Annotated in this window: 16 protein-coding genes; all 16 read right to left on the reverse strand. The window is 48.3% G+C overall.

The window, feature by feature from the left end; translation table 11 throughout:
• Window positions 1-71 precede the first annotated feature (71 nt).
• The 16 genes from G6Q48_RS18635 to G6Q48_RS18710 all read right to left on the reverse strand — a co-directional run bounded on the left by G6Q48_RS18635 (window position 72) and on the right by G6Q48_RS18710 (window position 16,337).
• Window positions 72-644: a methyltransferase domain-containing protein gene (locus tag G6Q48_RS18635; protein ID WP_166268042.1), complete on the reverse strand. Its 573-nt coding sequence runs from the start codon at window positions 642-644 to the stop codon at window positions 72-74.
• 151 nt (window positions 645-795) lie between these two features.
• The gene (locus G6Q48_RS18640; RefSeq protein WP_166267948.1) at window positions 796-3,000 is read right to left on the reverse strand and encodes a phage tail protein; all 2,205 of its coding nucleotides are present in this window, start codon (window positions 2,998-3,000) and stop codon (window positions 796-798) included.
• Entirely contained in the window at window positions 2,997-3,821 is an 825-nt protein-coding gene (locus G6Q48_RS18645; RefSeq protein WP_166267951.1) for a hypothetical protein, read from the reverse strand. The genes G6Q48_RS18640 and G6Q48_RS18645 overlap by 4 nt, the downstream gene beginning before the upstream one ends.
• Window positions 3,814-6,114: a phage tail protein gene (locus tag G6Q48_RS18650; protein WP_166267953.1), complete on the reverse strand. Its 2,301-nt coding sequence runs from the start codon at window positions 6,112-6,114 to the stop codon at window positions 3,814-3,816. Before G6Q48_RS18650 ends, G6Q48_RS18645 begins: the two co-directional genes overlap by 8 nt.
• On the reverse strand, window positions 6,107-6,310 hold the full coding sequence (locus G6Q48_RS18655; RefSeq protein ID WP_166267955.1) for a hypothetical protein: 204 nt from the start codon (window positions 6,308-6,310) through the stop codon (window positions 6,107-6,109). The genes G6Q48_RS18650 and G6Q48_RS18655 overlap by 8 nt, the downstream gene beginning before the upstream one ends.
• A gap of 9 nt (window positions 6,311-6,319) precedes the next feature.
• Window positions 6,320-6,553: a hypothetical protein gene (locus tag G6Q48_RS18660; RefSeq protein WP_166267957.1), complete on the reverse strand. Its 234-nt coding sequence runs from the start codon at window positions 6,551-6,553 to the stop codon at window positions 6,320-6,322.
• 10 nt (window positions 6,554-6,563) lie between these two features.
• Entirely contained in the window at window positions 6,564-7,379 is an 816-nt protein-coding gene (locus tag G6Q48_RS18665) for a phage BR0599 family protein (protein ID WP_166267959.1), read from the reverse strand.
• Window positions 7,366-8,520, reverse strand: coding sequence for a hypothetical protein (locus tag G6Q48_RS18670; RefSeq protein WP_166267961.1), 1,155 nt, complete (start codon window positions 8,518-8,520; stop codon window positions 7,366-7,368). Before G6Q48_RS18670 ends, G6Q48_RS18665 begins: the two co-directional genes overlap by 14 nt.
• The gene (locus G6Q48_RS18675) at window positions 8,520-12,476 is read right to left on the reverse strand and encodes a tape measure protein (protein ID WP_166267963.1); all 3,957 of its coding nucleotides are present in this window, start codon (window positions 12,474-12,476) and stop codon (window positions 8,520-8,522) included. Before G6Q48_RS18675 ends, G6Q48_RS18670 begins: the two co-directional genes overlap by 1 nt.
• A 160-nt stretch (window positions 12,477-12,636) precedes the next feature.
• A complete protein-coding gene (locus G6Q48_RS18680; RefSeq protein WP_166267965.1) occupies window positions 12,637-13,113 on the reverse strand; it encodes a DUF6631 family protein in 477 nt (158 codons plus the stop codon).
• A gap of 3 nt (window positions 13,114-13,116) precedes the next feature.
• Window positions 13,117-13,878: a hypothetical protein gene (locus G6Q48_RS18685; RefSeq protein WP_242685840.1), complete on the reverse strand. Its 762-nt coding sequence runs from the start codon at window positions 13,876-13,878 to the stop codon at window positions 13,117-13,119.
• Window positions 13,875-14,084 (reverse strand): DUF7210 family protein, encoded by a 210-nt coding sequence (locus G6Q48_RS18690; RefSeq protein WP_166267967.1) that lies wholly within the window; start codon window positions 14,082-14,084, stop codon window positions 13,875-13,877. Before G6Q48_RS18690 ends, G6Q48_RS18685 begins: the two co-directional genes overlap by 4 nt.
• A 3-nt stretch (window positions 14,085-14,087) precedes the next feature.
• A complete protein-coding gene (locus tag G6Q48_RS18695) occupies window positions 14,088-14,552 on the reverse strand; it encodes a phage tail terminator protein (protein WP_166267969.1) in 465 nt (154 codons plus the stop codon).
• Window positions 14,546-14,980 carry a phage protein Gp36 family protein gene (locus tag G6Q48_RS18700; RefSeq protein WP_166267971.1) on the reverse strand — a complete coding sequence of 145 codons (435 nt, stop codon included), beginning with the start codon at window positions 14,978-14,980 and terminating at the stop codon, window positions 14,546-14,548. The genes G6Q48_RS18695 and G6Q48_RS18700 overlap by 7 nt, the downstream gene beginning before the upstream one ends.
• Window positions 14,980-15,357, reverse strand: coding sequence for an HI1506-related protein (locus G6Q48_RS18705; protein ID WP_166267973.1), 378 nt, complete (start codon window positions 15,355-15,357; stop codon window positions 14,980-14,982). Before G6Q48_RS18705 ends, G6Q48_RS18700 begins: the two co-directional genes overlap by 1 nt.
• 56 nt (window positions 15,358-15,413) lie before the next feature.
• Window positions 15,414-16,337 (reverse strand): Mu-like prophage major head subunit gpT family protein, encoded by a 924-nt coding sequence (locus G6Q48_RS18710; protein ID WP_166267975.1) that lies wholly within the window; start codon window positions 16,335-16,337, stop codon window positions 15,414-15,416.
• Window positions 16,338-16,339 lie beyond the last annotated feature (2 nt).

Below are 16,339 nucleotides of genomic sequence, written 5' to 3' on the forward strand. Positions count from 1 at the left end.
TGCCCGCGACGAGTATAACGCAATCACCGAGATAGCAAAGGTGCAACATTTTACCCATTGTTAAGAATGTGCTAGCGGTGTGCGCTAATAATTAAAAAAGGTGAATAGCGATTAAAAATTTCAGCTTCTGGTTTTGCCAATAGGGCTTCATTAATGACTTTGGGCTCTTTAAGTGCATCGATAACAAATCCTGCGTTGAGTAACCCCATAATATAACTTTCGACAGTTCGGTGATATTTAATGACGTTATCAACAAACCATGAGGTATGACGTATAGATTCATCCTGATAATTATCGACAGGCATACAGATAAACTCACCAGACTCATTTTTCATAAATGAAGATGCATGAGCCGTACACATTGGATGTTCAACCGAAAATATAAATTTCCCGCCCTCTTTGAGGTGAGAATAGACCTCGCTTGCAAGCTGATTAAAGTTTTCGATATAGTGGATTGCAAGAGAGGAAATAATAAAGTCAAAATGTTCAACGAATGTCATAGGATCAGTCATTGACGCATGAATATACTCAATATCATCAGTATGGGTCAGCTTTTTGGCTTGTTCTATCATGTTACTTGAAAGCTCAATACCGTAAACTTTTTTCGCCCCTTTATGTAGCGCGGCGAAATATTTTGCATAAATAAGTAATCAATTCCGCATTATATAGACTCGGTTAAATTGCTGATTTTGCACTATGCAAAATTGATCACTACTGATTAACCCATGAAGCGCTGAGCAGAAAAAGCATCCATCTTCGCTTTTTAATATTAATTAAAGCGAATATACTTCGTCCTTACAAATCCGAACCGCGAATAATCGTACAATACCAGCGGCTATCTAAATCCTTTTCAGCTTTTATTACATCACCCACGTTTAATTTATAAGATGCGACAATTGTGCCCGTAGGCGTGTTGCCCCTTAAATTTCCTAGATTTGATAGGTCGATACTTGTATTTGAATCAGCAACTTTGATAAATATCTTTTGGTTGGCAAAGGCCCCTGTAAAATCAGTGTATTTTGTTGCTGTGGTATTAGCAGTTTTATGGAAATACCCATTTCTTACACTCGGCTTGGGGTTGCCACTTTCAAGTAGATTCCATTTATAAACAGATAACGCACCATCTAAAGGCACATTGTAAAGTGGCATATTAGAAGATGTGCTAAGAACAGGAATACCAACTTTGCACGTATTGCTTGTTGTGTTGATTGTCACAAACATCCGAGTCGGTATCTTGTCTTTAGCTAAACCCTTCGGAGCAACTCTTACACCAGCCAAATGATTTTTACCGTTACCAAATACATACGCTGATGAGAAGTTATCTTGAGTCCCATCGCTATACGTAACTTGAATCCCAAGATAACTCTTACTGTACTGGGTATCATTCATCCAACAGCTGAATGTTAAATTACTAAGCCCTTTAAAGCAGCCTTCATCACCAACATCAAACCTGAGCGTTGTGTTTGATGCCAGTGCATACATCGGTCTAGATTGATAGTAAGAGCTAATGCCAGAAACACCACCAGACACAACAATCCATTTATCAGGCTCGCATGAGATTAAGTTATTAACCTGCGCCCCTGTGATATTGGGCTGGAAAATAACGGCTTTCGTTGCATCACCCCCACCAGATTTTGTTGTCACTTTTAGGTTGCCATTAATCGCCACCTGCGGGTGAACAAACGTACTTGCGTCACTCTCGAAGTAGCCACCGTTAATACTCACCATTGCCATTGGGGACAGTGACGTAATATCAAACATGTCGAATGTTTCAGCGCCATCGTTCCAAAAAATAGGGTTGTTTAATATTAACGACGTGCCTTTTTCCAGCTTGAACACTTTAGCATTCGGAGTGGTTCTTTGATTATATAGCATCAAGTCATTGAATATGTTTTCACCAACAATGCCAGCCGTTTTATCAACTTGAATAGCAATTTCAAAACCAAGTATTGAGCACCCGCTATGTATTAAAGATGTAGACCATCCGTTTAAATCAACATTAGATCCAGCCCAACGGATACCAATTTTCGGCCTGTTAATGTGGATACCAGACGGCTGCACATTAAACACAGGTCGATACGTCGTGTCATAATATAATCCTGTGTACTGACCTTCCTTTTCTGCTCTTGTTGCAGTTCGGTCATCTTCTTTTGTTGTCTGTATTGTGAAGTTACCGAAGTATCCATCTGTCGCACCCCACAATGCAGGGTCATCACTGCCAAGCTCAACCACATTCCCTGCGTAGCTTGGAGACACTTCTAATATCCCACCATTAAGATTAAACACTTTCCCTTTAAATCTAATCGGGGCATCCAAAAATAACTTTTCACCCACACCCAAAGTAACCGTTTTACCATTTTCGTACGCATAATTAATAGCGTCTTGAAGTGCTTTAGATGATGAAGCCTGTCCGTCATATAAGTCAAAATAAGACTCAGCGCCAAACATCCGAGGCGTGACCCAATCAATAGCATCTCTTAGTGTGCCGACAGGTAGCCCAATCATTGAGCCATCGCCCACCTGAAGTTTATCAAAAAAGTTTTGCACAAATAGCTTATTAGCTAGGACTTGTCCATGATCAACAATGAGCTCAACGGCGGCCACGTTATCAATTTTGATGACAATATTGATATAGATTTGGCTTCTCGCCCCTGAAAGTGCCGAGGGAACATAGGTTTCAGGGTATTTGCCCACTGCAACCAGACCGCCTTTGCCATCAAACAATCCAATTTCTCGCGCTGTCCAATCCCCATCAATCCCGTGCGGAATAATCGCTTCTGCAATCACTTGCCCCTGAAGCTCTTCATCCGTACGCAAGTCATTCAAGTCACCTCGCCACTGCTCGTTGCGAAGGTTCGTTTGCGTTTCGGTTGGGTCGTAATATTCCCCCGCGCCATCCCCCACGGCCATATATGGGATTTTTAACGGTTGCTGTGCAGCCAAGGCCTCTGCTAGGGCGGTTTTACCGTAGTTTGTGAGTATCGTATAAAAAGGTGTCATGATGCATCCCTCGGGTAAACCGTCGTAATTGTGCCGCCTACGGCACCAGTGGTAATCATTGGCGACAATTCGCCTTGTGATGAATGGGTGATTGGGCGACTAATGACGTAGCGGCCATATTGCCCAAACAAGTCATTTGCAGGCCGAGTAGTATCGAGTAGCACATCCGCATTGAGTTCAAAGCTGCTGAGGGTTGTCGCGTTATTAATCAGCTCTAACGCATCCGTGACATCAAATTGCAATCGGTACAGTTCGACCAATACGGGTGACATTTCTTCAGCCAAGTTAATGGCTTCATAACGTAACATTAGCTCTAATGGCTTATTGGTTAGAAATGGCACGGTGTCATTACCCGCATATTTGTAATGCACGGTAATGGGCTGTGTAATCGGGGTTTTTAAGATATCGAGCGCCCCAAAAACCGTATTGATACGATAGTCAACACCGTCAACCAAACCAGGTATCACCACATCCCATACGTTCACTTGCAGTAGTGCGTAACGACCTCCCGCAACCACACCCATTGGGAGTGTTTCTTTTGTGGCGTGAGCCTTGGGAGATAAAGACCGACCAAATACAGCAAGTGCGATATTCTCAGGTGAAAACGTGAAAAAGTTTGCACTCACTTGGCACGATTGGTGTGTAATGTGCTTTTGGGTGTTATGCACAATGCCTTGCTGTGCGTGCTGTTTCATCTGCGAGCGACTCGCAAAAGAGACCGTGAGCTGGTCAACGTCGCCGACCCACCGTAAATTGAGCGGCTTACCATGCTGGCGAACCGCCAGTGACACTTTACCTTGACCGTAGAAGTAATCAGACATCAGTCACCTCCGCTTCACTCGGTTCTTCAGGGATTTCAGGTTCAATGACAATTAGCCCGACAGGCATTAACGTGGTAAAGGTCTCCCGCGAACGGCGGCCGTTGCATTCTGACCAAAGCTGCAAATAGTGAGCCTGCGCAGGGCGTGAGGTGGTTTTGGTGTCATAAGGCAAAACCACCTGGTTATCGGTTAATACCAACGTCCAGACTGGCTCTGCCTCCCCTGGTGCCGTTAACGTGAGGTGATACTGTGTACCTGGCTCGGGGCCGATATCGTCCATCAAACAATCAATGAGTCGGTCAACTTGTAATAAGCGGTCACGGTGCGCCCACGTCATCGCGTATTCATCGGCTTTCGCGACGGTCACGGGATAACGTTGGTCATTAATGGCAATGCGCCCAGGCAAATACGGGCGAGACTGACGGCCTGTAAAGGTGAGTGAAGAGATTTGGGCCAATTCAGGCTTTAAGGTTTCGATGGTAGTTTTGGTGAGCAAGCGCCAATTGAGGGATTCGCTTTCCAAATACTCTTGCGTACTGCCTTCAATCCCTTCAGACAAGAAACGTAATACCGTTCCGCCATTGTGATGAACAGGGAGCGTGTCACCACAGCCGCGCCCGACAATCAGGGTTTTATTTCCTTCATCCACCGCATCAATGCGGATAAGCTCATCACCCAACCACGCAGGGCTGCCAACCGTTGGCACTAAATTAGATTCAATCAAGAGTTGGGTATCGAGCGCATTCACCGCTTGACGTAAAATGCCGCTAGGTGTCCAATCAGGCTCACTGACGGTCTGCCACTCCATGCCGTCACTTTGGGTTTGCAATAAGTAGCTAATGGCCATGTTATTGGGTTTGGTGGCCATCACTGATAAGTAGCTTGATGCGGCATGAAGATAATCCAAATCCGCGGCCGATAATTGACGCGCCAATAACACATAAGGCACTTCAAAAGCGTGACTATCGGTAATGGGTTGCGCTGCGCTATCGGGTGGCACCCACGTACTACCTTGGCCGCCACTACTGTATGAGGTGGCAGGTAAGCCAAACACATCTTGCACCGCTTTGATTTTTAAGCTGCCGTTATCACGCTCTTCAATCGACCCCACACGCAACACCATGTTATCGATGTTGCGGTCAGGCAAATGCACACGAAACACCGACGCAGGCGCTAACACACCACCACGACGATCAAACTCTAAAATTAAACGGGTTAACCCTGAAGCACTCACTTCGAGGTCACGTTGTGCGGCTCGTGCGGCCAGTTCATGCGTCGGAATACCCATGTATTCTGTACTACTGGAGATTAACCCCACCGACTGAATTGCCCCCAAATTTTGGGCGTGCACCTCGCCATCGGTATGGGTCACAGGGTCGTGGTAAGTGATGACGAGTTCATTGGGTGCCGCATCACTGCTGGTGCTGTCATCGTCTTGTACGGCAATAATGCCGTTGTCATAAGTAAACAAAGGTAACTCATCGACATTGTAATCATCACGAAGTAGCCTTAACACCAATTTACCCGTGTTTAAATCCCCGTATTGGGCTGCGCCAATATGATCTAATATTTGCTGCACGAAATTATCTAAACTGGTTTGACGGTTGTAACGCAAGCACAAACCAAAGCCTTCACGGTGTAAGGTATCTGCCGCTTTGCGGTAGCTGTCGAGGTTTAAATCATCCAGTGATAGACCACGCCCCCAATCACGATTGGTGGCGCACTCCACCAAAATATGTGCCGCGTTATACGCATAAATGGTGCGTAGATTTTGGATTTGCTCAGGGGTTAGACTGGCTTCATCATCCAGTTGGCCTTCAGGATTCGACAACATAATAAAAGCTTTTTCGGGATACCAAACCTCACCATCCCACCCCTTAAGCCCACGACGCACACGGTATGACCACGGTTTGGGTGACGCGGCATAGCTGCTCACCATCCCTGAAAATAAGGTAGTCACAAGGCCACGAAAACCAGGCACCAAACCTGTCAATAATTTGCGTAAGCGCTCTGTAGGCGTTTGGTCAGGCTCGCCCATCATCACTTCAAGCGTGCCGCGAATGCCGCCTTCACCGCCTGTATCTGTACCCCCAAAGAGATTTGGCTTATCGATATAGACCGAGGTGCTTTCACTGATTTGGCCTTGGGTGCCTGCAAACACGGTTTTCTTGTCAGCCGAAATCGCCACAATCTCATCGACTGGCCCACGCCCCAAACCCGCTTGAATATCCCAATAATAGGTATACCCAACGGTTTGTTTTTTGCTGCCACCACCTTTACCGCCGCTACCCATCAATCTCTCCTTGGCGTGCTTCAGCCTGTTCAATAATATAAATAGCCAAGGCATCCCCCGTACCGCGTAAGGTTTCAGAATCAATAAATTTATCGCGAATAAAGGCATCAAAATCGAGGTTGTAACGCTTGAAAAATGCTCTCAACCCCAAAGCACAACCACCGCCACGGCGAATATCATTCATGGTTATTTTCATTACACACCTCTACTTACGAATAGCTTCATAGTCGTAATTGCCATACGCCAAAACAAACCAGTCATCTGTCCAGCAATCCCCAAAAAACACACATTGCGGCGTACCTTCTTTCGGTTGTGGGTAATCCCAATCTTCTGAAGAAGCCGCTTCAGGTTTTGACGAACGTTGTTTGGGGGCCATGACTGTGCTTAAAAAATACGAGGCCACAATCACCGCCACATATTTTGCTACCGTCCACCACATAGGATTCTCCTTAAAATAACTTCATAATTTCGTAAGGGGATTTCCCTGGCATGTGCGGTTGGCCGCCATAGTTCAGTGTGTTATTGAATTTGTCATTACACGTCTGAATGGTGCGGTCACAGCCTGGGAACAGATTGACTTTCATACCAACGGCAAGGCGATCAGTGCCACCAAACAAGGACAACTGGTTTCCGCTATGAACGCGCAGGCCACGGCGTTCGGTGTAACCGTCATCGTCCCATTCGATGTAACCTCCGCTAAAATAGCCCTCGGCAAATGAGCCAGGGAACGCAACCGTGATAGTGGCACCATCGAGGGACACAATCGGCACGGAAGGCGCCATCACGGTGAGCGGATTAACGCGGCAATGATGGTCATACAGCGCATACGGACAGGCACGACCATAGGTCAGGCGTAAACCGCTACGGGTAAAGGTACTGCCGACGCTCGCGGTAATGAGTTTGGTTTGGTCAGCGCTTTGGCGTTTAACTTCTTTGATGGTGCCAAGCCACACGGTGCGAAACTCGCCCGTGTCATCTTCGACATGCCAACGGTGAATAAGCACTCTCAGGGGGCTGGATGGCGGTACACCACGGAACAATTGCGCCACCTCCGACACTGACGGGACTGTCACTTCAAGGCTACCGCCTTCACCTGTACGAATGCCGTTATCACTGATGGCCAATGGCAACCACGTTTTGCCATCCAGCTCAATGGCTTGGTCGGCATTGGTGTAGTAAAAGCCTTTGGCATCATTGCGCATAAAGGCATACAAGGAGACAGGCAAGCCATTGGCGGTTGAATATTCATGCTTATTCCAACTCATCACGAACTCCTCTAAAAACGGTTGAAACCTCAGCCACACCATCACGGCCACTGTGATACGTAATCGTTATGTCATCCGTGTTTTGGCGGCATAAGGTCATAAAGCTGATGCATTGGATGTACTCGATAGCTGGCAATGCCACATCAAGCTGAAGCTGCTCAAACTCACCGATTTGCTGCATGTTCACTATGCGACCATAAATCAATGAGCCGTCAACGAGCTGCACCGCTAAATCGCGGCGACCCTGTTGATATTGAATAAGCGATAACCCCGTGTTGATGACCGAGAGTTGATGCCCGTTCACCGCAATAGTCGTTAAGTCGTCGGTTTGATGCGAGACCCACACCGCACGCTGACGACCTCGTAACGCCATTAAGCGCTGACGCAATAGCACTTGATTTTCGATACCCGCCAAGAGCCATTGATGGTGCTGAAGGTAAAATGCGCGTTTGGCCGTATCCGTCCGAAATGGCAAGCCGTAGCCGTTATCCAGTTCTAACAATTGGCGTTGGTACTCGGCTTTACGGTCTTCTTGCCAATCGGCAGGAAAATCCCATACAGGAAAACCGCGATAACTTACTGGTGGCATCGATGCCGAGAACGGGTTGGCTTGCTGCAATCGGAAACGGCATTGCAGCCGTGAAAGTGAATCCGTAAAGCGCGTGATAGGCGGCATGTCGGTCAGCATGGCTAACGCAACGGGATATATTACCGCACCCGCGTACCAGACTTGATTTAACGCGGAAACGGTAACTGTATCCGCCGACAACGCGATAATCGGTAATAGTGCCACTTGCTCATGTTGCACCAGATAAAGGTGACTGATACCCGCTAACAATACATCAGCGTGAGGGTACGCAATCACCGTTTGCCCGACCGCTAAATCGTTTTGCAGTAATGCGCCTTCCGTAAATAACGGCAGTGACCAAACGCCTGCGCCGTGCATGGCGAGTTGATTTTCAAGCTGTTGACGCGCCACATCACCGACTAACACGGAAAACTCAAACTGGCGACGGGGCGTCATGCGCCTTGCCACGCGCTGCTCGGCACCCGTAGGCGAAATATGCACATCCGTTTTCCAAGAGAGCGTTTCGGTTACACGCTCTGACCAATCAGGTGAATACATCCATAATGGGTTCATTAATCTACCCCCAAGGCTTGGCGTAAGGTTTCTTTATGACTGGTGACAAACGTCATAAACGTGCGCTCACCCGCCACGCTATTCATGGCTGAACTCAATACCTCATTCGGATCAAGGATGAGTTTTTGTTGCAGATTAACGGGGGATGCACCCGTGCTTTGTGTCTCAGGTAGCGCCAACGGTGATGGCAATTTAGGCGCATTAAAGCGCGGGGCAGACACCAGGCCGCCATCCGCAAAGCCTGGCAAGACGCCTTGATTAATGGCATGAAGAAAACTTAATCCCCATTTATCAACGGCTGCCGCCTTGATCACAAATTCCCCATCGGACAATCGTGTCAAAATACTGTCGGAGGTTTTTGTACCAGGGCCAGTGACATGACCGCCTTCTGCAAAGCCCATTCCTAACCCTTTTAGGCCAGCACTAAAGGCACTTGAAGCGCCACCTGCGGCACTGGCGGTGCCAATGGCCGTTGCCAACGCCGTCGCGCCAGCGGCAAATGAAGCGGTTAATGCGGTCGTTAGGGCAGTCGTGCCTGCGGTAAAAGCAGTCGCATACATTGTCGCACCTGTGGTGGATGCGGTGGTGATTGAGGTGGCGTACATGCCCGCGCCTGCGGTGTCCGAGGCGGTTTTGGCGGCGGTATCTGCACTACTGCTAAAAAGTCCGCCAAGGCCTTCCATGGCCATCGATGCCAGATTACGCGACGCGACTTGTGCCATGGCACTCACCACACTTTTACCCAAGTTCAGCACCGCATCACTCAGCGCCAATGTGCCGTTAGCCAAACCATTGAGGGTGTTTTCAACCCCATCTTGGAAGCCATCCTTAAACGCACTAACTAACTCATCCGTGGTAGATTGCAAGACAAGCAATTCATTCTCCAGCTCAGCCAGCATGGCTTGCATTTGATGGCCTGTTTCACCTGGTAACTGCGCCATCTCGTGCATGAGGGGTAAATGTTGCTGTAATTGCTGGCCGACTTGTTGATGCAGTTCAACCAATTGACGACGGCCGTTCAACTCAGAAATCAGTCCCACATCGACTTGCGTTTGGATACGACTTTCTTGTTGATTGCGCAGTTGTTGAATGCGGTCAATTTCAGCCTTGAGCGCATCCGCGCGGGCTTTCGCTTCCTGCGCAGGGAGTAACTTATCTAACCAGGCTAACCCTTCCGCATTGCCTGTTTGGGTAAACTCTTTACGCAAAGCATTGGTACTGGTTCGAAGCGTTAACAACGTTGCACCGAGTTCATCACCACTGGCTTGCATAAATTGCGCCTGAAGCTGCGCATTTTTCGCCGCGTTCGCATCGGTCACTTGCTTACGCTCTTCGGCGGCAATCACCGCAAGGGCGGCTTGTGCCCGTTGCAGTAAGGCGCCCCTTAGCCCACGTTCGGCCAATTCATACGCGCGCACTTGCGCTTGCGTTTTGCCCATCGTGGCTGCTTGCTTTTCCAGCCCCTTAACGTAGCTTTCTGTCGCCTTGGCTGCCGACTCCGCTTGACGTGCTGCGGATGACGCAGAACGTTTATCCTCATTCGCTTTGTCAATCTTATGTTGTAAATCAATGAGCTTCTCGAAACGCTCCCGTAACCCGTCGATTTCCTCGGTACGTCCAGCCGCTGAAGCAGCCTGAATAATCTTGTCGCGCAAAAGCTCCAGTTGCTGAGCCGCGGTATACGTCGCATTGGCTAAATCCTTCTCCAGTTTAGGTTGTAAGGCGTCCATCTCAGCCGATAACTTCACCAAGGATTGCTCAGTATCGAGGGATAATTTATCCAACTCAGTCATGTAGTTGGTGCCTGGCATTGGCCCCTGAGCAAACATATTGTCTAAGACTTCGCGATAGGTGATCCCTTTTTCATTCAGGGAGTCCAAAATACGCAATTGGCGATTATCCAATTCATCCGACAACTTGACTTGGGCGTCGTTTAATTGCTCATACTTCGGCTGAAGCTCTTCAATTTGTTGATTAACGGCTTTCCATTTTTCCAACAATGGCGGCAGCGCAATACCTGCACTGTCCGTGGGTAAGGTCATGAGTGTGTCAATTTGTGCTTTGAGGTTAGCGGCTTCCCCTTGCAGCTTTTGCAAGGATTTCACATCCTCTGAGAGGGCGTTGGCGTTGCTCTTTTGCTGCGAGAGTGCATCCCCTGTTGAGACACCTTGACGTAACTTACCTTGCGCATCGATAAGCGCATAAGTTTTATGGGTTTGGTCGTCAAGCGTTTGGATCGTTTGGCGGTGCTGTTGCTCCAAAGCGCGTTCTTGCTCTTGTGCGGCAGCATACGCACTGGTTAACCCGCCCACGGCTAAAGTAACACCTGTGATGGCAATACCCATTGGGCCACCAAGCACCCCCATTAAACCACTGCCCATACGGCCTAGTAGCCCTTGTTGAAGGTTTGGCGCGCCCAATTTTGCCGCGGCAAGATTCTTTTCGGCGATAGCTTGTTGATTTAATGCGGCGGTCAGTGCCTGTTCAGCCTGCACACGTTGGGGGATATTAGACTTACGGCTAGCATTAACGCGGGCAAGTTCGGCTTGTGCGGCAGCCACGGCGGCTTTTGATTGCGCCATTTCGGCTTCCGCTAATAACACCGTTTCAAGGCGTTCAACGCGTGCCGCTTGGGCTGCACTTAATAGCGCGGCGACTTTACGGCCCGCAATCACCACGGAAACTGCCACCGCGGCCGTGGCTAAGGTGGATAAATTACCAGCAAGTCCCGAAATCACCGAGGCAAACAATTTCGTGACACCCAAAGCATCATTGGTGCCGCCCACGAACTCCACCCAACCATTCGCCAGTTGTGCCGTTGCACGGGAAATGGTCAACGGCATTTGTGCAAATTCAGCATCAATTTCGGAGGCACCATCTTTCAAGGCTTTAAAGACCACCGACGAGGTTAATAACCCTTGCTCAGCCATTTTGCGTAATTCGCCTTGGGTTTTACCCAATGATTTTTGTAACATTTCCATGATGCGGGGCATCTGTTCAGCCACGGAGTTAAACTCTTGGCCGCGTAGAACGCCAGAGGCTAAGGCTTGACTTAATTGGATAATGGCACCCGACGCCTCTTGTGTGGTCGCCCCCGATACCACTGCCGCTTTATTGATGGTACTGGTGACCTGAAGTAGCTCTGATTGGCTGGCTGAATCCTTCATGGCGCGGGCTAAGCGCGTGTAAAGCTCGGTGGTTGAGGCAATGCTTTGGCTACTTTCATTCGACAAACGAATGACCGATTGGAAGGTGAGTCTGGCTTGCTCATTAGAGGAAGTTACCAATTTGATACGGGCATTGAGGTTACTGTATTCATCGGCCGTTTGTGCCAGACCGCGAATAAAGCTTGCCCCAAAGGAAATACCCGTGATCGCAATCGCAGTGTTTTTTAAGCGGTTAAATTGCTCCGCAAGGCCATTCGTTTTATTGCCTGTTTCATCAATGGTACGGCCTGCTTGTTTGGCGCTTTGGTCAACGGCTTTAAAACCTGCCGCGCCATCGGAAATCTTACCGAGCGCATCACGTTGCGCCATAATGCGCTTGAGGTTATCGCGATAGGTTTCTTCATCAATAAGCCCCGCCTTATGAGAGGCAGCAAGCTTAGACTCCATCTCATCGAGGCTATTTAACCCTTTGAGCGTAGGGTCGATGGTTTCAAGGAGCTTATTCAAGCCCGCCGCAAGCTTTTGCACCTCTTTTTCATGCTTGGCGGTCGCTTCAGCGGCTTCGGCTTCAATTTCTTCTTTGGTTTTGGTGCTCTTATGGTGGCGATTAAACGCTTCTGATTGAGCGGCTGTCAGGGCTTGTGAGTCTGCAATTTCTTTTGCAATACGGGCGGCACTTTGGTCACTGGTCGCCTGTAAGGCTTCTTCGAGCTGCTTAATATCCGCTTTCGCGGCTTTAAAATCCGATTGGATTTTTAAACTCAGCTCTAAATCGTTGGAATTTGCCATGACTCACCCTTAAAGGGGCTTTAAAGCCCGTTTAAAATCTGTTTAAACCGATTCAAATAACTTGTGATCGTGTTGCTATTGGTTTGGCTGTACGCCATATCCTGTGTGCGATTTTGCCGTTCCGTTAACTCGCGTTTTTGCGCCTCGTTGTAAAACAACGTTAACTGGCGGGCGGTGTAGTGCGGGAGTGCGCGGAAGTCGTGCCCGTGCTCGATGAGGCAAGCGAAGACACTGGCCCAATCGACTGGCTCTTGACGGCCTGCTTGATCAGCCGCTCCATTTCGGGCTTGACCGCCTCGCGCAGAAAAAAAGGGGCATTGACACCCCACCAAGTCATTAACAGAGTCTCGCTATCATCACCGGAAAGTGCCGATACCCAGTCCAAGGGTTGACGGCAGGCAATAGACACGGCCTGCAAAACAACATCGAAGTGATCACCTAAAAAGTCATACAGGTCATCCAGTGAAATATTGCCATCGGGTGACGCGTCAAACAGGGCTTTAAGTCCCTGACTAATCGTTTTTAAGGTGGTACGGTGTTTGAGTTGCTCCGCTAAGGTGTACTCATGGACTTCCACTTCGACACCGCCAACAATGACGGTTTGATTCGGTAATAAGGTGGCGAGACTCTGACTCATGACTTAGCGCTCCTTAACGTTCGTTAAGCGACCAAAGCGACCTAATTTGTCGTCTTTGCTGCGTTTGGTGTCCATCAATAAACCTGCTTTGGTTTCTAAACCTGCAAGGCTGTTATCATTGTTAATCAGTGATAATCCCGACACGGGGTCGAATTTAACCTTGTAGAACTCAACAATGACCGGTGCGCCACCTTCCGCTAAGTTGATGCCTTCATAGCGTAAAGCGACTTCTTTTCCTTGTTCGGTGAATAATGTGGTAGTTACATTACCTTCAAACTTATAAGCCACTTCAGGTGCAGTGGTTTGGTCGGTTAAAAACTCAATCGCACCAAAGGTTTCATCCACAATGTAATCGGTATCAAGGTCAAGTGGTGTCTCGCCCACGGTAATAACCACATCGGAAACACTTGGGTGAGCCAATGAATAACGTTCACCCGCTTTAATGCCAGCAGGCAGCATTTCACCCGTGATGGAGCCTGATTGTTCATCAACAACATGACCCGCAAACAGCATTGCCAGATTCTGAGGGGATAAATCGTGCCACGTTGCACTGATTTCACCGCTTTTGCTGGATGCAATACGACGAACAACGGCTTTTTCACCACTGTATGACTCTTTGTGCTCAATATTTTCAGTGGTTAATGCAAGACTTAAATTACTTACATCCCCGACCCAACGTTGAGCCAAGGCTTGGCCTTTTTCATTACGTAAGGCAATAAAGACGCGACCTTGACCGTAATAGTACATTTCTGGTTGTTGCATCATGCTTCTCCTACAGCGTCAGACTGCGCAGTGGATCCTTGCTCTGCGGTTTTGGCTGCTTTTTTGATTGATGATTTTTGCTCCACATACTCACCAATATTTTGTAAAACCAACCAATCAGCCGCGAAAGGTGAAACGCTAATCACTTCATTAGGTTGATAGGTTTTGCTTAAATGGGTATGCGGTTTCAGTAAACGAACTTTTTTCATGAGTTACCCCTTAAAAAAGACATGAGGGATACCGACTTGGAAAACGAGCGGAAAATAGGCAAACCCGTTTTCATATTGCGTCGGAAGTGATTGCGAATGGCGAGACATCGGCAAACAGGCTTTTGGGTCTGGACTCCAGCCCGTTAAGGCGTTTATGACCTTGGTGATCAGCTCGCCACCTTCTTCCCCCGCATACTCACCTAAACCACGAGAATCGGGCAGATAAACGCAAATCATCACTATCCATAACTGGTTGATATATTGCGCCAGCTTCAAGTTGCCGCCTGTTGCTGACGGGGACGTGCCTGTAATGTCACCGTTGTACACCACGTAAGCATTAGGGGTTGCTGGGTCATCATTTTCTGCCGTGGATAAATCCGCTGCACTGAGTACCTCTAAAAATTCAGGCACTTTTTCTTGGAGTCGCTCGATGATCTTCGGGCCACAAAACAGATAATTTCTCACCATATCCCGCCACCATTACTGTCATTGCGAAACATATTTCGACCAGGGTTAAACATCACGACATCTTCAGGGGCTTGTACTGCGCCACTATCATCCAGTCCCAATGCAAGACGACCCGCAGCAATCCCTTCAAGCTGTTTAACACGCTGTTGATAGCGTTTTGTCACAGGTGAATCTTCGCCTGGGTTGTTATAAATGTAATAACGCGCAATATCGGCTGTAAGGCGGCGTAATACTTCAGGCACGCTCTTTAATGGCAGAAAATTACGTCCTTCGAGATACATATTGACTTCGGACTGCGCATCCTCAATCGCTGCTTGCACCTGTTTCTCATCTACCTCACGGCCTGAACCCGATGCCTTGCCTGCACGTACAGACATTTCGTGATCACCGAAAATGGCAATCATGTCAGCAACAGTGCAGTAGTTCATTACGCGTCCTCACTCGGCACAACGGCTTCAACAGGCTTAATTTCTAAGCAGTTATCACCGTCAAGCGCATTTAATTGCTCACGCGTTAACGTACTTAAATCAATCTGTTGTGGTTCACGGGTGAACACAAAACCAGCGCGACGGCGGGTTTCATACGGTGAATTCACCACACGAACAGACGCCCATTGCCCCTGATGGTCATCAGCGGGTTTATCCTCTGAGCTGCCATCACCTAAAATAGCGCCGCTTTCATCGGTCGTTGACAGATTGAGTGATGCACCTTCGCCACTTTCAGGTACGTTTTGAGCGTTATCCGCGGTGTTTTCAGACATTGACTTGTCTTCAGGTAAATCTTCTTTTTTGGGTGCCTTAGCCATAAAAACCTCTATTGGTCAATGTGCCGCCCGAGAACGGCACGAATGAAATTAACCGATTACACTAACCACGGTGTTTCAAGCACTTCTGACAGCTTGTAGTTCGGGTTATCTTCACCACCATTGATGGTGGCAACACCAACAACCTTACGGGCTGCACTGCTTAAATTAGGTGGCACCACCAATAAATTGCCTTTAACTGCTAATGGGCGTCCGCCATCGGCTTTCATGTTAGCCAATACCATGCGGGCTTCTTCATAGCTTTCAGGGGTGAGTGGGCGCGTGGATTTCACGCAGAACTGCCAGAACCCAAAGCCAGCCGCACCACGGGCACGCACACCGTAGAGAAATTCATCTTCCATGAAGACATGATCGCTACTTTGGTCATTGACCTTAGACTGCAAGTCCGCCTTGATACGCTCTTGAAATATCAGCGGTTTTAATGCGCGGGTGGTGTCCATCAGATACCAGGCTTCACCATCGGTTTCGTCGCCTTTAGCTTTCAGGAGGTTACTGACCGATACGGTTGTGCCTGTACCATCCACATTTTCAGCCACAGGATGGTCAGTATCGAAGAAGTTCTGGCCGTCATAGCACAGGGATGTTTCACCTTGTTTCAACAATCCAAACACCAGTTCGCTCGGATGTACTGCGGCGGCACGACCTGCTTCTTGCATAATTGGGCCATACACACCCACATTGTCATCTTCAATAGCCGTACGCGCGACACCCACGGTGGCTTCATACGTTTTATTGACGATGGCATAGCCGTCGGTTTTCATATCTTTCACGATACGTTTGCCGACCCATTCGCGCATTTGCGGGAATTGACCTAACCAGGCGTAAATATTGGTCGCGGTCGATGATGGCATGACCGTCGCAATTTTTAGGTGGTCAGGCTCAGCCATTTTCAGGCCATCTTGGAAATTCTTTTTGAAGATCACTAAAAGTGATTTCACTAACTCAGAGGTGACGATCGCCATGC

This window comes from Providencia sp. M-27 (assembly GCF_011077905.1).
GTDB lineage: Bacteria > Pseudomonadota > Gammaproteobacteria > Enterobacterales > Enterobacteriaceae > Providencia > Providencia huaxiensis.

Excerpts from the sequence above, each read along its gene's own strand:
- G6Q48_RS18640 (WP_166267948.1), bottom strand. The coding sequence starts at position 3,000 with ATGACACCTTTTTATACGATACTCACAAACTACGGTAAAACCGCCCTA.
- G6Q48_RS18645 (WP_166267951.1), bottom strand. The coding sequence starts at position 3,821 with ATGTCTGATTACTTCTACGGTCAAGGTAAAGTGTCACTGGCGGTTCGC.
- G6Q48_RS18650 (WP_166267953.1), bottom strand. The coding sequence starts at position 6,114 with ATGGGTAGCGGCGGTAAAGGTGGTGGCAGCAAAAAACAAACCGTTGGG.
- G6Q48_RS18655 (WP_166267955.1), bottom strand. The coding sequence starts at position 6,310 with ATGAAAATAACCATGAATGATATTCGCCGTGGCGGTGGTTGTGCTTTG.
- G6Q48_RS18660 (WP_166267957.1), bottom strand. The coding sequence starts at position 6,553 with ATGTGGTGGACGGTAGCAAAATATGTGGCGGTGATTGTGGCCTCGTAT.
- G6Q48_RS18665 (WP_166267959.1), bottom strand. The coding sequence starts at position 7,379 with ATGAGTTGGAATAAGCATGAATATTCAACCGCCAATGGCTTGCCTGTC.
- G6Q48_RS18670 (WP_166267961.1), bottom strand. The coding sequence starts at position 8,520 with ATGAACCCATTATGGATGTATTCACCTGATTGGTCAGAGCGTGTAACC.
- G6Q48_RS18675 (WP_166267963.1), bottom strand. The coding sequence starts at position 12,476 with ATGGCAAATTCCAACGATTTAGAGCTGAGTTTAAAAATCCAATCGGAT.
- G6Q48_RS18680 (WP_166267965.1), bottom strand. The coding sequence starts at position 13,113 with ATGAGTCAGAGTCTCGCCACCTTATTACCGAATCAAACCGTCATTGTT.
- G6Q48_RS18685 (WP_242685840.1), bottom strand. The coding sequence starts at position 13,878 with ATGATGCAACAACCAGAAATGTACTATTACGGTCAAGGTCGCGTCTTT.
- G6Q48_RS18690 (WP_166267967.1), bottom strand. The coding sequence starts at position 14,084 with ATGAAAAAAGTTCGTTTACTGAAACCGCATACCCATTTAAGCAAAACC.
- G6Q48_RS18695 (WP_166267969.1), bottom strand. The coding sequence starts at position 14,552 with ATGGTGAGAAATTATCTGTTTTGTGGCCCGAAGATCATCGAGCGACTC.
- G6Q48_RS18700 (WP_166267971.1), bottom strand. The coding sequence starts at position 14,980 with ATGAACTACTGCACTGTTGCTGACATGATTGCCATTTTCGGTGATCAC.
- G6Q48_RS18705 (WP_166267973.1), bottom strand. The coding sequence starts at position 15,357 with ATGGCTAAGGCACCCAAAAAAGAAGATTTACCTGAAGACAAGTCAATG.
- G6Q48_RS18710 (WP_166267975.1), bottom strand. The coding sequence starts at position 16,337 with ATGGCGATCGTCACCTCTGAGTTAGTGAAATCACTTTTAGTGATCTTC.